Source organism: Pseudomonas marginalis, from assembly GCF_001645105.1.
GTDB classification, from domain to species: domain Bacteria; phylum Pseudomonadota; class Gammaproteobacteria; order Pseudomonadales; family Pseudomonadaceae; genus Aquipseudomonas; species Aquipseudomonas petroselini.
Genome location: NZ_LKEG01000036.1, coordinates 313,191 through 332,522, shown reverse-complemented (window position 1 = coordinate 332,522; position 19,332 = coordinate 313,191). Strand labels below are relative to the sequence as shown.

General features: G+C 60.9%; 16 protein-coding genes and 2 pseudogenes. 12 read left to right on the top strand and 6 right to left on the bottom strand.

The annotated features are described in order from the left end of the window. Positions 1-29: 29 nt before the first annotated feature. From AO064_RS13110 to AO064_RS13090, 5 genes are all read right to left on the bottom strand, one after another. Positions 30-1,022, bottom strand: a complete 993-nt coding sequence (locus AO064_RS13110) for a TauD/TfdA family dioxygenase (protein ID WP_082893932.1) — start codon at positions 1,020-1,022, stop codon at positions 30-32. Positions 1,023-1,216: 194 nt separating this feature from the next. After that, entirely contained in the window at positions 1,217-2,155 is a 939-nt protein-coding gene (locus AO064_RS13105) for an ABC transporter substrate-binding protein (protein WP_244159514.1), read from the bottom strand. Between the two features lie 28 nt (positions 2,156-2,183). After that, positions 2,184-3,224: a FecCD family ABC transporter permease gene (locus tag AO064_RS13100; protein WP_064053591.1), complete on the bottom strand. Its 1,041-nt coding sequence runs from the start codon at positions 3,222-3,224 to the stop codon at positions 2,184-2,186. Beyond that, positions 3,221-4,204 carry a FecCD family ABC transporter permease gene (locus AO064_RS13095; protein ID WP_064053590.1) on the bottom strand — a complete coding sequence of 328 codons (984 nt, stop codon included), beginning with the start codon at positions 4,202-4,204 and terminating at the stop codon, positions 3,221-3,223. Before AO064_RS13095 ends, AO064_RS13100 begins: the two co-directional genes overlap by 4 nt. Beyond that, positions 4,201-5,007 carry an ABC transporter ATP-binding protein gene (locus AO064_RS13090; RefSeq protein ID WP_064053589.1) on the bottom strand — a complete coding sequence of 269 codons (807 nt, stop codon included), beginning with the start codon at positions 5,005-5,007 and terminating at the stop codon, positions 4,201-4,203. Before AO064_RS13090 ends, AO064_RS13095 begins: the two co-directional genes overlap by 4 nt. Before the next feature lie 409 nt (positions 5,008-5,416). On the opposite strand from AO064_RS13090, the gene AO064_RS13085 reads away from it, so the two are divergent. Continuing rightward, positions 5,417-7,546: a TonB-dependent siderophore receptor gene (locus tag AO064_RS13085; protein ID WP_064053588.1), complete on the top strand. Its 2,130-nt coding sequence runs from the start codon at positions 5,417-5,419 to the stop codon at positions 7,544-7,546. Between the two features lie 320 nt (positions 7,547-7,866). Here the strand turns inward: AO064_RS13085 and AO064_RS13080 are convergent, their stop codons facing one another. Then, the gene (locus tag AO064_RS13080; protein ID WP_064053587.1) at positions 7,867-8,802 is read right to left on the bottom strand and encodes an AraC-like ligand-binding domain-containing protein; all 936 of its coding nucleotides are present in this window, start codon (positions 8,800-8,802) and stop codon (positions 7,867-7,869) included. 364 nt (positions 8,803-9,166) lie between these two features. On the opposite strand from AO064_RS13080, the gene AO064_RS30920 reads away from it, so the two are divergent. From AO064_RS30920 to AO064_RS13035, 11 genes and pseudogenes are all read left to right on the top strand, one after another. Continuing rightward, a complete protein-coding gene (locus AO064_RS30920) occupies positions 9,167-9,328 on the top strand; it encodes a hypothetical protein (protein ID WP_167355323.1) in 162 nt (53 codons plus the stop codon). A 42-nt stretch (positions 9,329-9,370) separates the two neighbouring features. Then, positions 9,371-10,429 carry an aliphatic aldoxime dehydratase gene (gene oxdA, locus AO064_RS13075; protein WP_064053586.1) on the top strand — a complete coding sequence of 353 codons (1,059 nt, stop codon included), beginning with the start codon at positions 9,371-9,373 and terminating at the stop codon, positions 10,427-10,429. Between the two features lie 81 nt (positions 10,430-10,510). Continuing rightward, the gene (locus AO064_RS13070) at positions 10,511-11,377 is read left to right on the top strand and encodes a transporter (protein WP_064053585.1); all 867 of its coding nucleotides are present in this window, start codon (positions 10,511-10,513) and stop codon (positions 11,375-11,377) included. A gap of 180 nt (positions 11,378-11,557) precedes the next feature. Continuing rightward, on the top strand, positions 11,558-13,072 hold the full coding sequence (locus AO064_RS13065) for an amidase (protein ID WP_064053584.1): 1,515 nt from the start codon (positions 11,558-11,560) through the stop codon (positions 13,070-13,072). A 79-nt stretch (positions 13,073-13,151) separates the two neighbouring features. Beyond that, positions 13,152-13,745: a nitrile hydratase subunit alpha gene (gene nthA / locus AO064_RS13060; RefSeq protein ID WP_064053583.1), complete on the top strand. Its 594-nt coding sequence runs from the start codon at positions 13,152-13,154 to the stop codon at positions 13,743-13,745. A gap of 63 nt (positions 13,746-13,808) precedes the next feature. Then, positions 13,809-14,471, top strand: coding sequence for a nitrile hydratase subunit beta (nthB, locus tag AO064_RS13055; RefSeq protein WP_064053582.1), 663 nt, complete (start codon positions 13,809-13,811; stop codon positions 14,469-14,471). Further along, positions 14,468-15,724 (top strand): GTP-binding protein, encoded by a 1,257-nt coding sequence (locus tag AO064_RS13050; protein WP_064053581.1) that lies wholly within the window; start codon positions 14,468-14,470, stop codon positions 15,722-15,724. Before nthB ends, AO064_RS13050 begins: the two co-directional genes overlap by 4 nt. Before the next feature lie 18 nt (positions 15,725-15,742). Continuing rightward, positions 15,743-16,741, top strand: a pseudogene (locus AO064_RS31490) (PAS domain-containing protein); the annotation flags it as partial. Continuing rightward, a pseudogene (locus AO064_RS31780) lies at positions 16,742-17,026 on the top strand (methyl-accepting chemotaxis protein); the annotation flags it as partial. A 78-nt stretch (positions 17,027-17,104) separates the two neighbouring features. Further along, on the top strand, positions 17,105-18,745 hold the full coding sequence (locus AO064_RS13040; RefSeq protein ID WP_064053579.1) for an AMP-binding protein: 1,641 nt from the start codon (positions 17,105-17,107) through the stop codon (positions 18,743-18,745). Beyond that, positions 18,742-19,332, top strand: a complete 591-nt coding sequence (locus tag AO064_RS13035; protein ID WP_482211634.1) for a TetR/AcrR family transcriptional regulator — start codon at positions 18,742-18,744, stop codon at positions 19,330-19,332. Before AO064_RS13040 ends, AO064_RS13035 begins: the two co-directional genes overlap by 4 nt.

The window sequence follows — 19,332 nt, the reverse complement described above, 5'->3', positions numbered from 1 at the left end:
CTGGTAGTGGCTTTGAGGATTATTCAGCGTCAGACGGCCGAGGCGGGCTCGGCCATGGCCACCACCACCTTGCGTGCCCCCTGAAAGGTGGAGCGACCATGGGCGACCAGCATGTTGTCGAGCATCAGCGCATCGCCCGCCTGCCAGGAGAAGCTGATCTGGGTGCGCTGCAGGACATCGCGCACATGCTCCAGCGCCTCCAGCTCGATGGGCGAGCCATCACCGTAGAAGACGTTACGCGGCACGCCCTCCTCGCCGACAATCGACACCAGCGTTTCGCGTAGCGCTGCCGGGAGGTTGGAGATGTGGAACAGATGCGCCTGGTTGAACCAGACCCACTCCCCGGTGACCGGGTGCTGCGCGACGGCCTGGCAGACCTGGCGCGTACGCAGCTCGCCGTCGTCCTTCCACTCGAAGTCGATGTGGCTGAGCCGACAGAAGCGCTCGACCTCGCTGCGGTCCTCGGTGCTGAACGCCTGCTGCCAGGAGAGATCCAAACCATTGCCGTAGTTGCGCACGTACATCAGGCGCTTGTCGGTGAAACGCTGGCGGATGGCGGGATCGATGCGCTGATAGACCAGGCGACTGTCGGCGATGGGCGTCTCACCGCCGACCGGCGCGGCCTGGATGCAGTGAAACCAGATTTTCATTGGCCAGTTCAACGAGTAGGACTGCTCGTTGTGCAGCGGAATGACCTGGTGAGCGGGGTATTCGGTCGAGGTATAGACGCGGCTGTTGAGCTTGGTGCGTGGCGTGGAAGCATAGTCGTAGGTCAGCAGCTCGTGACCGAAACTGCGGGCGAAATCCTCGAAGTCGTTGGCGTCACCAAAGGCGAAATCGCGAAAGAGGATGCCACCGGTGGTCTGCAGCTCGCTGTCGGCGGCACGCCGGATGAGCTCTGCGTGATCACGCCAGGAGTCGCCTGGCACAGGGGCGCGTAACACGAAGGGCAGCGTTCCCTCGACACCCGCCTGAACCTCATCGAGTGAATGGTTTGCACGGTTGAGCAAATCGGTAAGCATCTGCGTTCCTTGGTGCTACTGACGAGGCGCACAAAATTATCGCAAAACCGACTCATTATCAAACAGGAATTAATATTAATTGAGCTTGACGCTCCGGGCACTTACTGCTGCACACAAGCCGCGAAGCAGCAGAGCCCGAGGCATTATTTAGCCATCACCTGGGCGGCTGTAGCCGCTTACCCAGGCTAGCTGGCTCACTTGTCCTGCAGGTTGTAATCGCGTTCGCCGATATGCGACAGCAGCAGGTAGGCCGAGCCGATCATGCCTTGCATGGTGTCGGCAAAACGACTGCGGTTGAAATATAGGAACTGGTGGTTCTTCACCGCGAACAGGTTCTGCCACTGCGGCGAACGGCGGAAGGCCTCGGTGCCAGCCTCCGAACCGAGCATTTCCTCATAGGTATCGATGATGAAATCACTGTCGAAGTCACCAATGCGCTCCAGGCTGTAAGGCACGTTCTGACGCGCCTCCTTGAAGGCCGCCACGCGCCCCAGGCCGAAGTCGGCGATTACGTCATCCATGCCGGAACGGCCGATCAGCTGGAAACCGTCCGGATAGACCTCCAGGGTGGTTACCGTGATACGCCCCGGCTCCTTCACCCGCTTGGCGAATTCGCCGACGATCCATTCGTATTCGTTCAGCAGCTTCTCGTAGCGCTGCTGCTTGCCTACCAGTTCGGCCAGCTCCTTGGCGTAAGTCTTGATGTCGGCCTCGCGCGCCGGCAGCAGCACCACCGGGGCGATGCGGCTGAGGCGCTCTTTCAGGTCTTGGTGATAGGACAGCCCGATGATCAGGTCAGGCTTGAGCGCCGCGATGGCCTCTAGATCGGGCGACTGGTGCGAACCGACATAGCGAATGCCGGAAACATCGAAGCGCTGCTGAGCGCCACGGAACAACACGTCCGAGAACAGCTTCTTGCGCCCCGTGGACCCGCAAGGGGTTATGCCCAGCTCGAGCAGTTGGGTGGTCAGGCTGAGGTCATGCAGGGATACCACGCAACGCGGTGCGACTGGCACTTCGACACGGCCGAAACGGTTCTCGAACACACGGGTGTCGGCGGCGACAGCCTGCATCGAACTCAGGCCCAGCAGTACACAGGCCAGCAGGGAAAGGGCTTTGAACTTCACCATCATCTTCGTCATGTCCTTCAGTGACGACGCGTCAACGATTACGTTGCCGCGCCAGCAAAATCAACAGATAAGGCGCACCGATAATCGCCACCACCAGACCGGCCGGCAGTTGCAACGGCGGCAGCAAGGCGCGCCCCAGAGTGTCACCCAGCAGAACCAGTACGGCCCCGAAGAGGGCCGACAGCGGCAACAACGCGCCATGCCGGTCACCGCACAACTGCCGCGCCAGGTGCGGCGCGACCAGGCCAACGAAGGTCATCACGCCGATATTGGCCACCGTTGCCGCAGTCAACGTGACGCTGCACAGCAACAGCAGGAGCATTATCACCGGTGCATTCAGGCCGCGACTGAGCGCCACGCTCTCGCCCAACTGCAGGAGATTGAGCTGGCGATGACAGAACAACAGGGGCATGCCCGCCACCAGCAGCCAGATCAGCAGGCTCTGCACCTGCGGCCAACCACTGCGATGCAGGCTGCCGCCAAGCCACATCAGCGCCGATTCGACCCGATCGATATTGCCGTAGGTGATCAACAGATCGGCGACGGCACCGAGCATGGCCGTCAGCCCCACGCCCACCAGAATCAGGCGCAGCGGGGCAATGCCTCCGCGCCAAGATAGTGCGACGATAAACAGCGCCACCGCCAGCCCCCCGAGCAATGCTGCCAGAGGATAGAGCGGCAGCGGCAAGGCCTCCGGCCACAGCACCAGGATCAGCAACATGGTGACGCTCGCGCCCGCCTCCACCCCGACCAATCCCGGCGCAGCCAGTGGGTTGCGCGTCAGTGACTGCATCAACACGCCCGCCAGAGCCATCGCCGCGCCCCCGAGTATCGCCAGCAGGATGCGCGGCAGGCGCAATTCCCATAGCACGTTGGCCGACAGCGCCGTCTCATCGGCGAACAGGCTCTGCCAGAGCTGAGCCATGCCCGTCGTGTAGCTGCCTACGCTCGCCGCGTACAGCGTCAGGCCCATCAGCAACAAGAGCAACACGGACGCCGCCAACACATCGATGGGTCGACCGATCCAGGGCAACCCGGGGCAACGCCTTGGCGTGGTCAGCCAGCGACTCACTTGAGCTTCCTCAGTACCAGCGCGACGAAGACCGGGCCGCCGATCAGCGCGGTGACGATGCCGGTGTTGAGTTCGTAAGGGCTCACCAGGGTGCGCGCCACTACATCGGCCAGCACCAGCAGCAAGCCGCCCAGCAGCGGCGCGGCCAGCAGCAGCTGTCGCAGGTCGTGGCCGACCAGCAGCCGCGCCGCATGCGGTACTACCAGCCCGACAAAGCCTATGGGGCCCGCCAACGCCACCGCGCAACCGGACAGCAGTACCACGGCCGCCAAACTCAACAGCCGCATACGCAACAGGTTGACGCCCATGCTGGAGGCCACCTGCGCGCCTAGCCGATAGGCATTCAACGCCCGCACATTGATCAGGCACAGCAACATGCCGACGATCAGGTAGGGCCATAGCCAGCTTGGCAGGTTTGCCCCGCTGATACCCAGCGAGCCGGTCAGCCAGCGACGCAGGCTGTCCAGCCCCTGCTGATCGAGCAGCAGCAGAATCGCGGTGATGGCGCCGAACAGCGCGGCCATCATCGCTCCGGAAAGCGTCAGGCGCACCGGATTGGGCGTGCGCCCGGCCAGCAGCATGACGCCGATGGCGGCCACCAGAGCGCCGCTGAAGGCAAACAGGGGAATCATGGTCATGTCATTGCCGGGTAGCACCAGCAAGCCAATGACCACGAACAAGGCCGCACCACTGTTGATGCCGAGGATGCCCGGGTCGGCCAACGGATTGTCGCCCACCGCCTGCATCACCGTGCCGGCCAGCCCCAGGCAGGCGCCCACAGTCATCGCCACCCACAGGCGCGGCAGGCGCGAACCGCGGATGACGCTGTGATCAGAATTACTCGGGTCATACGCCAGCAACGCCTGCCAGACATCGCTCCAGGGGATCGACTTGGCCCCCACTGCCAGGTGCAGCGTCGACGCCAGGCCGATGCCGATGAAGATCGATAACCAGATCGGCCAACGCCACCCAGCCGTCATCGGGCTACCTGGCTGTTGAGCGCGCGCAGGCGAGCAGGCGAAGCCGGCACGCACAGAGGATCACCGGAATGGGGGTCGATGAGAATATGCGCATCCAGATCGAACACAGCCTTAAGGTTGGCTGGAGTGAAGACCTCGGCAGGCGTGCCCTGGGCGTGCACCTTGCCCTGACGCAACATCACCAGTTGATCGGCATAGCGCGCAGCCTGGTTGAGGTCATGCAGAACCGCGACGACAGTGCGCCCCTGGTCACGCAGGTCGGCGAGCAATTCGAGCAAGGCGATCTGATGAGCGATGTCGAGAAAGGTGGTGGGCTCGTCGAGCAGGATGACCGGGGTCTCCTGCGCCAGAGTCATGGCAATCCAGCAACGCTGTAACTGCCCCCCGGACAGGCTGGTCAGGGTGCGGTCCAGCAGCATGCCGACGTCGGCCAGTGACACGGCGCGGTCGATCGCCTGCTGATCGGCGTCACTCCACTGCTGCCACCAGCTTTGCCAGGGATAGCGCCCCTGCATGACCAGCTCGCGCACGGTTATCCCGGCAGGCGAAGCGGTGCGTTGCGGCAACAGCGCTATTTGCCTGGCCAGATCACGTCGCGAGAGCTGAACGTGGGGCTTACCCTGCAGCAGTACGTCGCCGCTGGCCGGGCGTAGCATGCGCGCCAGCACGTTCAGCAACGTGGTCTTGCCACAACCATTGGCCCCGATCAATGCGGTAAAGCAGCCCTCGGGAATGGTCAGACTGATGTCATCCAGCACCTTCAATCCGTCGAATTGAAGCTGAAGCCCCATCGCTTTCAACATGCATACACACTCGAATTCGAACCACCGCGCCAGCGCCCTCTTGGCTCAGAGCCAGCGCAGATTGCCGGGCATGCGGGTTCACCGCGAATTTCATCCAGCCCAGAGCGGACATTGCCTATCAGGCAGCGTCCAGGCCTTGAACATTTATGCGCATTAGCTTGCAGTAATATCTTGGTGATGACAATAACGCGTGAGCTAGTACAAATATTTCTCATTTAGATGTAGAGTTCGCCCGCTATTGCTGACTGCCACGGCGCATTGGCGTGAAGGATCACAGAAAGTCCTCCGCATTGCGCACACATACCAGAAGACCAGAGGATGTTCCTTCGCCATGCGCCAGGTTACGCACCTAAGCCCCGAACGTTTCGCCCGACGCCCAGCCTTCAGCCTTACCGCACTAGCACTGGCCATGGCCAGCCTGGGCTCGGGCAGCCTGCATGCCGCTGAGATTAACCAGGCCCCCACGGCTGCGCCCTTGGAGATTGATGCCATCAACGTTACCGGGCAAAGCGTTGAACAGCCCACCGAGCATGTGGTCGGCTATGTAGCCAAACGCAACATGAGCGCTACCAAGACCGACACGCCGATCACCGAGACACCGCAGTCGCTGTCGGTGGTGACGAGCGACGAGATCCGCGACCGCCAGGCGGAAACGTTGGCCCAGGCGCTGAGCTACACGCCAGGGTTCACCGCCAGCGCGACCTCTTTCAACCGGACTGCGGACCGTTTCCGCATCCGCGGCTTCTCCGTCGAATCCGCCACCGGCGGCTCGCTGCGAGACGGCCTGCGCCTGCAGAACAACTCCTACGACGGCATTCAGGAACCTTATGGCCTGGAGCGCGTCGAGGTCATCCGTGGCGCAGCCTCGGTGCTCTACGGCCAGCTCTCACCCGGCGGCATGGTAAATGGCGTCAGCAAGCGCCCAACCGAAACGCCGCTTCATGAGCTTCAACTGCAGGCGGGCTCCAATGACCGCAAGCAGCTCGCCGCCGATTTCAGCGGCGCACTGCCCGGTAGCGACACCCTGAGCTATCGCCTGACCCTGCTCAGCCGCAACAGCGACACCCAGCAGGATCATCTCAACGACGACAAGATCTACATCGCCCCGGCGCTGACCTGGCGCCCTGACGAAGACACATCGCTGACCCTGCTGTCCTTCTACCAGAAGACCGATACGCGTTTCCCCGCGCCCCTGCCCTATCAGTTGGTCAAAGGTGTGGGTGACGGCGCCTTCAAGATCGGCCGCCACGACTTTATCGGCGAGCCGGGCTACGACGACATGAATGGCGAGATGTCGGCCCTGGGGTACGAATTCACCCACCACTTCAACGAGCACTTCACGCTTAATCACAAGCTGCGTTACTCCGAGTCCGATGTGAAGTGGAATTACCTGCAAGCGCAGACGTCCGCAGCGGCTATCCGCAATGCCGCCAATACCGGCATCCTTGCACGGCAATACAGTGATCGCCGTGAGCGTGCTCGAACCCTGGGCAGCGATACCAATATCGAATCGAAATGGCAGTTCGGCAGCGTCGAGCACACCGTTCTGGTCGGTTTCGACGGCTATGATACTTCCTACGACTCCCATAACTTCCGAGGCGCAGCCCCCAGCCTGGACCTGAGTCGCTACAACTATGGTCAGCCCGTAGTGGCCAACAGAAGCCCCGCCCTGGACCGTGGCTCGCAGCTCGATATGCTGCAAAAAGGCGCCTATTTCCAGGATCAGATCAAGTTCGACGACAAGTGGGTCCTGCAGTTGGGTGGCCGCCACGACTGGGCTGACCAGCAGCAGACGGCGCATCGCAATGGCGCCAAGGCCAGCCAAAGCGACGAAGCCACCACTTGGCGTGCGGGCCTGGTCTACCTGGCGGACAACGGCCTGGCGCCCTATATCAGCTATAGCGAGTCGTTCTTCCCGGTTTCCGTTGCGCAAGTCACCGGCCAGACCTTCGCCCCCACCGAAGGCAAACAGTACGAAGTTGGCGTGCGCTATCAGCCCAAGGACAGCAATATGCTGCTCAGCGCAGCCGTCTACGAGCTGACCCAGACCAACGTGCTCAAGCAGGATCCAGCCACCGACGAGTTCCGCCAAACCGGCGAGGAACGTTCCCGCGGTCTCGAGCTGGAAGCCAAGACGGATCTCACCCCGGCACTCAGCGTGATCGCCACCTACGCCTATACCGATGCACGCACCACCAAGAGCGCTATCGCCGCTGAAGTGGGTCAACGTACCGACGAAACGCCCTACCACCAGGCAGCCCTGTGGACCCGCTACGACTTAATCAACTGGGGCATTCCGAAACTGACCGTGGGCGCCGGCGCTCGCTACATGGGTACAACACAGGCCTCGGGTATGGATTCGGCCATGCCAGCCTATACCCTGTTCGACGCCATGGCGCGCTACAAGATCGACGAACACTGGGACGTGACCGTCAACGCCAACAACCTGACCGACAAGCGCTACGCGCAGTGCAGTTTCTCCACCTGTCTCTACGGTGACGAGCGCACCCTGCTGACCTCGGTGAACTTCAACTGGTGATCTGCCGCTCCGCGCGCCGAGCAAGCACCTTGCTGCGGCGCGCGGCCTTACTTGCCTGATGGACAGAGGCAGCGGGCGAAACAAGGATCGACAGGCATCGCGGCGCCAAGACTCCCAGACTGAGAACGGTGCTGGTTTCGAAGTTTGGAGAGCGATAAAAACGCAAAACCGCCAATCATCCCGGCCAAGTTATGGCTGGAGTGATTGGCGGTTAGCTTTTTCAGGACATCGAGCAGAAACAGGGTTCTGCTGAATCGACAGGCTACAGACCTTGGCGAGTGAATCGCCCCCTCTCTCATCGATTTGACACGCCGGCAATTTCAATTGCGGCGTAACAGCGTATTCGGCGCCACACCAAATGCCTTGCGAAACGCATGGCTGAAATGGGAGAAGTCAGAAAACCCGAAGTCCAGCGCCGCCTCGGACACGCTGCGTACCTGGCCGCGTTCAATCGCTTCTCGACTGGCATTCAGGCGTTCTTTCCAAATCTCTGCAACGGGGGTTTTCTGGTAGCGTGCGAAGGCCCGTGTCACGGTGCGGGTGGACACATTGTGGGCTTTGGCGATGGCTTCAATCGACAGGTCCGGCTCAGTCAAGTGCCGTTGGATGTACTTCATGATGCGGCCGTAGAGGTCCATCTCCTGATGGCTTGTTTTCAGGTCCTGGAGTTCCAGGCTGATCACAAGCAGATCAAGCAAAGCACTTGAGTAACGATTCGAGATGCGCTCGTCCTGCAGCGATGCCGGCGCGCTCGCGGCCTGATGCAGCATTTCGCGTAAGGGAACGACACCAGGACGCCGGTCGTCGAGGACCATCGCGGTGTACTCGGCAATACGCGGCAGGCACTCGGTGAGCAACGCTCTCGGAATACGGATCAAGTGGTTTTCGGTACCACCCAGGCTGAAGCGAAACGCCTGAGTTGCGTCATAAAGAAACAAATTGCCGGTTGCCAGGTTGGCTTTTCTTGAGCCTTGTTCTATTTGCCCATGGCCATTTCGAGCGAAACCCAACCATAAATCTTCGGCCGGACCGCTGCGCAGGTGCTGCTCGGAACGCTCCCAGTAGTGCAGCGGCGAAGACAGCGAACAGATGTCCAGCGCGCCGACGGTATTGACGCTGAGCGAACCATCAAAGCTGCTCTGGGACAAGGGTTTGCTATCGGCGGCCAGGCAATGGCGACAGACCACTTCTTTCCAATAATCAAACCGACGGGGTGCCGGAACAGCAAGGGTCGAATACTGAGTGCTTGGGTTCATGACACTGACCTCGACAACGATGCAAGAGGCGCTCGAGAAGGTGTAACGTGCGGCCAATTTTCAGGCATGAAAAGCAATTAACAGGCCAAGCGCAGTGGCAGGCCTGCTTGAGTGCGCTGCCACGTGATTTCCATCGCGACTGTCGGCGGCCTTCGCAGGCTGTCGCCCGGTGCCGCCATCCCCAATTAAGGGCATGGCACGTCACCCGGTCGGCGCACGCGCACCAGCGCGGATCACGGGAAAACGTCAGCTCCAGCCTTGTCTTTTCCAACCAAATGGTTGTCTCGCCGAACAAAGCGCCCCCTCCTCGCCCAGCCTAATTTCCACCTCACAGCAGCTCATTCATCCGCTGATGAGGCACGCCATGCATCGACACAACTCACAACGATTGGCTGATTCCTCCTGGCTTCTGCAGCGGCGCGACCTTGCGCCTGAAGAGTCGGCTTATTGGTTGATTGAATGGAGTGCCATGCAGCTGCTGCACCGACGGCAGATCGCCAAGCGCGACCCGCCATCGACGCGCTGACGCCCAACCGTAGGCCTGAACGAAAATAACGAGGAGCTCAAGATGGAATCTGCAATCGACACACATCTCAAATGCCCGCGCACCCTGTCCCGCCGTGTACCGGACGAGTATCAACCGCCGTTCCCTATGTGGGTCGCACGCGCTGACGAGCAACTGGAACAAGTGGTGATGGCCTATCTGGGCGTGCAATATCGCGGCGGCGACCAGCGCGAACCTGCATTACAGGCGATGCGTCACATCGTCGGCAGTTTCAGCCTGGCCGATGGCCCGCAGACTTATGATTTGACCCACCACACCGACAGCAGCGGCTTTGATAATTTGATTGTGGTCGGGTACTGGAAAGACCCGGCCGCCCACTGTCGCTGGTTGCGGTCACCCCAAGTGAATGACTGGTGGAGTTCGCCGGATCGGCTCGGTGAAGGCCTTGGTTATTTCCGCGAAATCACCGCGCCGCGCACCGAGCAGTTCGAGACGCTGTACGCCTTCCAGGAGAACCTGCCCGGTGTCGGCGCAGTAATGGATACGACCAGTGGAGAGATCGAAGAGCACGGTTACTGGGGTTCGATGCGCGACCGTTTCCCGATCTCCCAGACGGATTGGATGAAGCCCACGAGCGAGCTGCAAGTGATCGCGGGTGACCCGGCCCAGGGCGGACGGGTCTTGGTCCTGGGGCATGACAACCTCACACTGATTCGTTCCGGCCAGGACTGGGCGGATGCCGAGGCAGAGGAGCGCTCGCTCTACCTCGACGAAATCTTGCCGACGTTGCAGGACGGCATGGACTTCCTGCGTGACAACGGCCAGCCATTGGGCTGCTACAGCAACAGGTTCGTGCGCAATATCGACCTGGACGGCAACTTTCTCGACCTGAGCTACAACATCGGTCACTGGCGCTCGGTGGAGAAACTCGAACGCTGGGCTGAATCTCACCCGACTCACCTGCGTATTTTCGTGACGTTTTTCCGCGTGGCCGCGGGTTTGAAAAAGTTAAGGCTGTACCACGAAGTGTCCGTGTCGGACGCCAAGAGCCAGGTCTTCGAGTACATCAACTGTCACCCGCAGACCGGCATGTTGCGCGACGCGCTGCCGCCAACGACCTGAGCGCCATCGGCGTTTATCCCCCCTTTCTGCCGCCTTGCCACCCTCCTCGGGTGGCCGGTCTCCCTGTGCGAGGAATAAATGATGAATAAAATCCGCCTGCTGACGCTCTCTACGCTGTTGCCCGCGCTTCACGCCAACGCCGGTGAAGTAGCGCCCGGCGATTACGAGCAATACCCGGTCGGCGCTACGATCGGGGCGATTTATTACCAGCACGCCACCACGGACTCGGCTTATGCCAACGGCCACAAGGTCAGCTCTGACTTCAGGGTGAGCTCTGACATCGGCATCCTGCGGCTACTGCATGTCTACGCACTCTCCGACACCGTCACCATCGACCCGCAATTCCTTTTGCCTTTCGGACACGTCTCCAGCGCAGGTGACGCCTCAGCCCTGGGCAGCACTCGCGGCGTTGGCGACTTGATCCTCACCGCGCCGGTCAAATGGCGATTCAACGAAGCCCGCGACACCCTCAGTATCGCCCCCTACCTGTATGTGCCGACGGGTACGTATGACAAGGACGACGCGCTCAACCTCGGCGAGAACCGCTGGAAATTCGAACTGCAGAGTGCGTACGTCAAACACTTCACAGAAAAATGGGCGATGGACCTGGTCGGCGGTGCCACCTGGTATGGCAACAACACTGATTTCGGTGCAAATGCCGACCGTATGAAGCAGGACGTTTCCTACGCAGCGCAGATCATGGGGCGTTACATGCCAGACGCCAGCACCGCGTTTGGTATCGGCTTCGGACGCACCTGGGGAGGTGAGACGAACATTGAGCACGTCAATCAGGATAACGAGCTTGGCACCACCAACTTCCGTCTCACCGCCACCAAATTCGTCACCCCCCAAGACCAGATCCAACTGCAATTGGGCAAGGACCTCTCGGTGGACAACGGCACCAAGGAAGACTTCCGCATGAACCTGCGTTATGCGCGCATTTTTTAACCCAAGGGTCTGCGACCGCGTGCCCTTTGCGCCTTTGCACAGCGGTGTCCGGCTCAGCCAAGTCGATGTCTTTCTCAACCAAGCCTGCGACTTGAGGCGCGGACTATCTTGAGCGCCAGGCCCACTGATATTGATGAGCAGCAGTGCTCTTCGGCCACTTACGATAAGGACAGCCCAACCATGCCAATTGTTCGCCCCACCCTTGAACAGCTATTGGATGTATCGAGCCGCCTGCACATGCAGATCAGTGCGGAGCAAGCCCACGAATACCTGGCGCTTATGCAGTCAAGCTTCGATGCTTATGACCTGATTGACGAGCTGCCTGACTTCATTCCGCCGGTGCGTTACGAACGCAGTTCGGGCTATCGACCCTCGGCTGCACATAACCCGCTCAACGCCTGGTACTTCCGCACGGAAGTCAGCGGTGCGCGCGAAGGCAAGTTGGCGAATAAAACCGTCGCACTCAAGGACAATATTTCACTCGCGGGCGTCCCCATGATGAATGGTGCAAAGCCCCTTGAAGGCTTCGTTCCATCATTTGATGCCACCGTTGTCTCCCGCTTGCTGGATGCCGGCGCAACCATCCTCGGCAAGGCAACCTGCGAGCATTACTGCCTGTCCGGGGGGAGTCACACCTCCGATCCGGCGCCGGTGCACAACCCCTATCGCCACGGATTTTCCTCGGGTGGGTCGTCTTCCGGCAGCGCCGCACTGGTTGCCGCGGGCGAGGTTGACCTGGCAGTCGGCGGTGACCAAGGAGGGTCGATCCGGATTCCTTCCGCATTCTGCGGCACTTATGGGATGAAGCCGACCCACGGACTGGTGCCTTACACCGGGATCATGGCCATCGAGGCGACTATCGATCATGCCGGCCCCATCACGGCAAACGTACGCGACAACGCCTTGATGCTGGAGGTCATGGCGGGAGCGGATGGGCTCGATCCGCGACAAGCCGCGCCCCAGGTCGACACGTACAGCGATTACCTGGAACGCGGTGTGAGCGGGCTGAGGATCGGAGTGCTGCGCGAAGGCTTTGAACTGGCCAACCAGGACCCGCGTGTTGCCTCGTCTGTGCGCAAGGCCATCGACGCATTTGCACGGCTGGGTGCGCGGGTCGAAGAGGTGTCAGTGCCTGAGCACAAGATTGCCGGTGCGCTGTGGCACCCCATCGGCTGTGAAGGCCTGACGATGCAGATGATGCACGGCAATGGGGCCGGCTTTAACTGGCAAGGTCTGTATGACCTCGGGTTGCTGGACAAGCAAGCCGGATGGCGCGACCAGGCGAATGACCTGTCCGCGTCTCTCAAGCTGTGCATGTTCGTCGGGCAATACGGTCTGGAGCGCTACAACGGTCGTTTCTACGCCAAGGCACAAAACCTCAGGCGCCTGGCACGCTCCGGCTATGACGCCGCATTGGCGCGCTATGACCTGCTGGTGATGCCTACCGTGCCGATCATTGCCCAGCCCCACCCGGAGCCCGGTTGCTCGGTCACCGAGTACGTGGCCCGAGCGCTGGAAATGATCGGCAATGCCTCCGCACAGGACATCACTGGCCATCCGGCCATGTCGATTCCCTGTGGCCTGGTAGACGGTTTACCTGTCGGGCTGATGCTGGTGGGCAAACACTATGCCGAAGGCACGATTTACCAGGCTGCCGCGGCATTCGAGGCATCGGTTGACTGGAAAAACAGTTAGTAGCCGGTGCGTCCCCTTGCAGCGCAAGAGAATAAGCCGCCGGGCGCTGCCTAGAAGCTCAACGATGAGGAACCAACTGATGACCACACCTGAAAATAAAACATCAACCCCGGGTGAGCGAGCACAGGCATTACTGCACGTGCTCAAACAAAAGGACCTGATCCCCGACGGTTACATCGAGCACATGACACAGCTGATGGCACACGAATGGAGCCCGCGGAACGGTGCTCGGGTGGTGGCCAAGGCATGGGTGGACCCGCAGTTCCGCGAGCTGCTGCTCAAGGACGGTACCGCTGCATGCGCCCAATTTGGCTATACCGGCCCGCAGGGTGAATACATTGTTGCGCTGGAAGACACGCCCAGTGTGAAAAACGTGATCGTGTGCAGCCTGTGCTCCTGCACCAATTGGCCCGTCCTGGGCTTGCCGCCGGAGTGGTACAAGGGCTTCGAGTTCCGCGCCCGACTGGTTCGCGAAGGGCGCACCGTGCTGCATGAGCTGGGCACGGAGCTGCCGGATGGGGTCACCATCAAGGTGTGGGACACCAGCGCCGAAAGCCGCTATCTGGTGCTGCCTCTGCGGCCAAAGGGGAGCGAATCCATGGATGAAGAGGCACTTCGAAAATTGATTACCAAGGATGTCCTTATTGGCGTGGCGCTACCGTACGTCGCCTAATCAGGGGGCTTAGTTTCTTTCAATTTTCATTCTCTATTCATTCGCTATTAAGAGGTATCCACGATGGATGGCTTTCACGATCTCGGCGGTTTCCAAGGCTTTGGCAAAGTCCCTCACACCGTCAACAGCTTGAGCTACCAACCTGTGTTCAAGCAGGACTGGGAGCACCTGGCGTACAGCTTGATGTTTATCGGTGCCGATCACTTGAAGAAGTTCAGCGTGGACGAAGTGCGCCACGCCGTCGAACGCCTGGACGTGCGCCAGCATGTCGGCACCCAGTACTACGAACGCTATGTCATCGCCACCGCCACCCTGCTGGTCGAAACCGGCGTCATCACCCAGGCGGAGCTCGATCAGGCCCTGGGTGCTCACTTCAAGCTGGCGAACCCCGCGCATGCGCAGGGTCGCCCGGCGATCACTGGCCGACCGCCTTTTGAAGTCGGCGACCGGGTTGTCGTGCGCGACGAGTATGTGGCCGGGCATATCCGCATGCCGGCCTATGTGCGCGGCAAGGAAGGCGTGGTCCTGCACCGAACTTCAGAAAAATGGCCGTTCCCAGACGCCATAGGTCATGGAGACTTGAGCGCTGCGCATCAGCCAACCTACCACGTCGAGTTTCGCGTCAAAGACCTGTGGGGGGATGCAGCCGACGACGGTTTTGTGGTGGTCGACCTGTTCGAAAGCTACTTGGACAAGGCCGCCAGCGCGCAAGCGGTGAACCTATGATTGACGGCGCCCAGGCGGGCCGACTGCCGGTGACCGTGCTTTCTGGCTTCCTCGGCGCCGGCAAAACCACCCTGCTCAATCATATCTTGCGCAATCGCGACGGCCTGAGAGTGGCAGTCATCGTCAATGACATGAGCGACGTCAACATCGATGCCGAAGAGGTGCAGCGCGACGTGGCGCTACACCGTGGTCGAGATGAATTGATCGAGATGAGCAATGGCTGTATCTGCTGCACGCTGCGCGCCGATTTGCTCGAGCAGATCAGTGCCCTGGCACGCCAGCAACGTTTTGACTACCTGCTCATTGAGTCCACGGGCATTTCCGAGCCGATGCCGGTTGCCGAGACGTTTGCATTCCTTGACGCAGAAGGCTTCAGCCTCAGCGAACTGGCGCGGCTCGATACCTTGGTGACGGTGGTCGATGGCAGTCGTTTTCAGGCGTTGCTCGACGCGCCAGACATCGTGGCCCGCGACGACGCCCAAGCGGACGCGCCCAAACGCCATCTGGCAGATCTGCTGATTGAGCAGGTGGAGTACGCCAATGTCATTCTCGTCAACAAACTGGACCTGATCGACGAGCCCGGTTACCAGGCCGTGCACGCGATCCTCACCGGCCTTAACCCGACCGCGCGGATCATGCCGATGACACACGGCAACGTTGAGCTATCAGGCATTCTCGGTACCCATCTGTTTGATTTACCCAGCCTGGCTGCATCACCCGGCTGGATGAAAAAAATGCTGGCCGACGACACACCGGCCTCCGAGTCGGACACCTATGGCGTGACGTCATGGGTGTACCGCGAGCGTGCCCCCTTTCACCCACAGCGATTATTCGATTTTCTGCAGCGCCCCTGGTGCAACGGGCGCCTGTTGCGCAGCAAGGGTTACTTCTGGCTCGCCAGCCGGCACCTGGAAACGGGCCTGCTGGTGCACAGCGGCAGGCAGTTCCAGTGGGCCTATGTCGGGCACTGGTGGAACTTCATCGAGCCGTCGCAATGGCCGCGGGATGAATATCGGTTGCGAAGCATCATGACCAAGTGGGACAGCATTGTCGGCGATTGCCGGCAGGAGTTGGTCTTTATCGGCCAGGATCTGGATACCCACGTGTTACAGCGCGCCCTCGATGACTGCCTGCTGAGTGCCCAGGAAATCGCCGCCGGCCCATCCGCCTGGCAAACGCTGCCAGGCGCGAACGTCTTTGACGCCCAGGCCTTATCGGCCCCGATGCAATCCTTGCAGGCTGTTCCCATTTGACCGAGGTAGAGGTGCCCCATGCTCTTTTTCCGCCGCACCACACACCGGGTATTGGCGCAGCTCGCCGACCGGCTAGACCAGCCTGGGCAGGCGAGCACGCCATTGTCGTCGAACAACCGGTCAGTGCACCGCATCCTGGCAAGCGTCGAACACCTGCGGCAAGAGCGGCAAGCCGTTAAGGAGCAGGCCAGCGCACTGACGTTTCGCGTCAGCCAACTGGAAGAGCACCTGGCCGGCCGTGACAAGCTGTTGCAGCAATGGCAAGCGCGCTGGGCACTGATCATACAGGGCGCAGGTGAGCTGTTCTGGGAACTGGAGCTGGATGGAACCGCTGCACCTGGGCCGGAATGTGCGATGACGTGGACGGGGCCTGCGTCGAACCCGGCCCAGGCGATGGATCAGCTCGGCGCGTGGAGTGAACAGTTGCACCCGGATGACCGGCAAGCGCATCTGGCAGCGCTCGCCAGGCACCTTGCCGATCGTAGCGGGCGGACGGCATTTGCACTCGAGGTGCGCATGAAGCCTGCACCCGGCGATGACTACCGCTGGTGCAGCATCAGCGGTGCCTCACGGCGCGATGCGCAAGGCGCAGCGTTCTGCATCGCGGGGACCGTGCGTGACATTCATGCACAGTACCTGCACAACGAAGCGCTCGAACTGGCGGCCACACGTTTCGATATCTCCCGGGAGATGCTGCATGACGGGCTCTGGGACATCGAGGTGGTGGCAGGCGACCCGGCGAACCCGAAAAATACCATTTGGTGGTCTTCGCAAATGCGCCGACTGCTGGGGTGCAACACGGTTGAGGAGTTCCCCAACACCCTGGAAAGCTGGACCTCGCGCTTGCATCCCGACGATAGCGCAAGGGCCATCGGCGCATTCGTCGCCCATGTGGACGACCGCAGCGGCAAGACGCCGTTCGATGTGGATTATCGACTCAAGCACAAAAACGGCACGTACCGCTGGTTTCGCGGCCGCGGGCAAACGCGCCGCGCGCAGGACGGCTCCCCGCAACGGGTGGTGGGTGCCATCACCGACATACATGCCCACCATGAAGAAAGCACGATGCGCGAGGCGCAGGCGCAACAACATCGGGTGATGCAGGAAACCCTCACCAAGCTGACGCAGATTGTTGCCACCATCCAGGGCATTGCCAGCCAGACCAACCTGCTGGCGTTGAATGCCGCCATTGAGGCGGCGCGAGCAGGCGAAGCCGGTCGCGGGTTTGCCGTGGTCGCCGATGAAGTGCGCAAACTCGCCACGCGGACCAGCCAGGCGACCCAGCAAGCGGCCGAGATGATGGACAACTAGTCACATCCCTGCGCCTGCGCGGCGTGCGTGGGCACAGGGCAAATTCCAACAATAATAATCAGGTACGTTATGCGCGATTACGACTCAGCAGTGTCAACCTTCGACTATCTACAACTGGCGGCTCAAGACTTGCACGGCGAACCGCAAGCCTTGAACGCCTGCATCGAGTGCTGCGACCGGCACGCTCATGGCAATGCCGTGGCGTTGTACTGCGAAACGCGGGATGGTCGCGCCACGCGTTACACGTTCAGCGAACTGCAGGTGCACGCTGCGCGCTTCGCTAACTTCCTGCGAGCGCAAGGGGTACAGCCGGGAGACCGTGTCGCCGGACTGTTGCCACGCACGGTTGAACTGGTGATTACTGTCCTCGGGACCTGGCGCATCGGCGCGGTCTACCAACCGCTCTTTACCGCATTCGGGCCCAAGGCGATCGAGCAGCGATTGGCGTGCTCCGGGGCACGCTGGATCGTGACCGATTCCCACAATCGTCCCAAGCTGGATGACATCCCCGACTGCCCTCGCGTCATCGTGGCCGACGGCCCCCCAGAGCACCCGGGCGATGACGGTTTCTGGGACGCCCTCAGCCGGCAACACGCCGACTGCACGCCTGAGCTGCTGGATGCCAGTGCGCCTTTCCTGCTGATGTGTACCTCGGGCACTACAGGACCTGCCAAGCCGCTTGAGGTGCCTTTGAGCGCCATTCTGGCCTTCAAACGTTATATGCGCGATTCAATCGACCTGCGCGAAGACGATCATTTCTGGAACCTCGCCGACCCCGGCTGGGCCTATGGCTTGTATTACGCAGTCACCGGACCACTGGCGTGCGGCCGGGCCACGCTGTTCCATGACGGCCCTTTCACCGTGGACAGCACCTGCCGGATTATCGCCAAGTATGCGATCAGCAACCTGGCCGGCTCACCCACGGCCTATCGCCTGCTGATTGCTGCCGGGGCCGAGTTCGCCGACGCCGTGCGTGGTCAACTGCGTGTCGTCAGCAGCGCCGGCGAACCGCTCAACCCGCAAGTCATCCGTTGGTTCGCCGAACAGCTCGGCGTGGTCATTCACGACCATTACGGCCAGACCGAAATTGGCATGGTGCTGTGCAATCACCATGGGCTACGCCATCCGGTACGTGAGGGTTCTGCCGGTTACGCGGTGCCGGGGTACCGGATTGTCGTGCTGGATGATGCGCACCGGGAATTACCGACGGGTCAGCCGGGTGTACTGGCGGTCGACCGCGAGCGCTCGCCCCTGTGCTGGTTCAATGGCTACTTGCATATGCCCACCAAGGCATTTGTCGACCGTTACTACTTGAGCGGCGATATCGTGGAGCTCAATGCGGACGGCAGTATCAGCTTTGTAGGCCGTAACGACGATGTGATCACCACGTCCGGCTACCGCGTGGGGCCTTTCGATGTCGAGAGTGCGCTGATCGAACATCCGGCAGTCGTCGAAGCCGCGGTGATCGGCAAGCCCGACCCGCAACGCACCGAGCTGATCAAGGCGTTTGTGGTGCTGAACCGTCAGTACCTGCCCAGTGCGGAGTTGGCGGAAGTCCTGCGCCTGCATGTCAAACAGCGCTTGGCTGCGCATGCGTACCCACGGGAAATCGAGTTCGTCGAACAACTGCCCAAGACCCCGAGTGGCAAGGTGCAGCGGTTCATTCTGCGCAACCAGGAAGTTGCCAAACAGCAGGCAATCGACACATGACTCACGGGCGTATGGCTCCCGCGCTGAGCCGCTCGGAGTTTCAGCGCAGAGCCCTGGAGCTGTTCAAGGAACGTAGTTTCAGCCAGGTCAGCATGCGCGAATTGGCGGCGCATGTTGGCATCAGCCCAGGGGCGATTTATCATCATGTGGAGAGCAAGGAAGCCATGCTGTTTGAATGGCTGACAGAGCTGTATCAGGCACTGTTGTCGCACGTCGACCTGCTCAAGACCCGAAGATTGACGCCCGCGCAACGCCTGACAAAACTGATCGAAGGCCATCTTAAATTGCATGAACAGATGACCGGGCACTTCAAGTTAGCGGTGATGGATGCCAATTGCCTGGGCGCCCCGATGCAGGCACGCATTGAGCGATTGAGGCTAGCCTATGAGTCAGAATTCATGAAATTGGTCGGCCAACTGGGCCATCCGCCCGGCGGGACGTTGCGCGAGGGTGCGCTTACTGCGATTTTGCCCATGCTGAACAGCCTACCCACCTGGCTGAGCCCGAAGGTTGATAAGGGGCAACGTCGGCTTATTACAAAGACCATCGCCGATGCGGTCATACACGCCATAAACGCCCTGCCTTGA

Excerpts from the sequence above, each read along its gene's own strand:
- AO064_RS13080 (WP_064053587.1), bottom strand. The coding sequence starts at position 8,802 with ATGAACCCAAGCACTCAGTATTCGACCCTTGCTGTTCCGGCACCCCGT.
- AO064_RS13085 (WP_064053588.1), top strand. The coding sequence starts at position 5,417 with ATGGCCAGCCTGGGCTCGGGCAGCCTGCATGCCGCTGAGATTAACCAG.
- AO064_RS13105 (WP_244159514.1), bottom strand. The coding sequence starts at position 2,155 with ATGATGGTGAAGTTCAAAGCCCTTTCCCTGCTGGCCTGTGTACTGCTG.
- AO064_RS13065 (WP_064053584.1), top strand. The coding sequence starts at position 11,558 with ATGCCAATTGTTCGCCCCACCCTTGAACAGCTATTGGATGTATCGAGC.
- AO064_RS13090 (WP_064053589.1), bottom strand. The coding sequence starts at position 5,007 with ATGTTGAAAGCGATGGGGCTTCAGCTTCAATTCGACGGATTGAAGGTG.
- AO064_RS13095 (WP_064053590.1), bottom strand. The coding sequence starts at position 4,204 with ATGACGGCTGGGTGGCGTTGGCCGATCTGGTTATCGATCTTCATCGGC.
- nthA (WP_064053583.1), top strand. The coding sequence starts at position 13,152 with ATGACCACACCTGAAAATAAAACATCAACCCCGGGTGAGCGAGCACAG.
- AO064_RS13040 (WP_064053579.1), top strand. The coding sequence starts at position 17,105 with ATGCGCGATTACGACTCAGCAGTGTCAACCTTCGACTATCTACAACTG.
- AO064_RS30920 (WP_167355323.1), top strand. The coding sequence starts at position 9,167 with ATGCATCGACACAACTCACAACGATTGGCTGATTCCTCCTGGCTTCTG.
- AO064_RS13035 (WP_482211634.1), top strand. The coding sequence starts at position 18,742 with ATGACTCACGGGCGTATGGCTCCCGCGCTGAGCCGCTCGGAGTTTCAG.
- oxdA (WP_064053586.1), top strand. The coding sequence starts at position 9,371 with ATGGAATCTGCAATCGACACACATCTCAAATGCCCGCGCACCCTGTCC.
- nthB (WP_064053582.1), top strand. The coding sequence starts at position 13,809 with ATGGATGGCTTTCACGATCTCGGCGGTTTCCAAGGCTTTGGCAAAGTC.
- AO064_RS13110 (WP_082893932.1), bottom strand. The coding sequence starts at position 1,022 with ATGCTTACCGATTTGCTCAACCGTGCAAACCATTCACTCGATGAGGTT.
- AO064_RS13050 (WP_064053581.1), top strand. The coding sequence starts at position 14,468 with ATGATTGACGGCGCCCAGGCGGGCCGACTGCCGGTGACCGTGCTTTCT.
- AO064_RS13070 (WP_064053585.1), top strand. The coding sequence starts at position 10,511 with ATGAATAAAATCCGCCTGCTGACGCTCTCTACGCTGTTGCCCGCGCTT.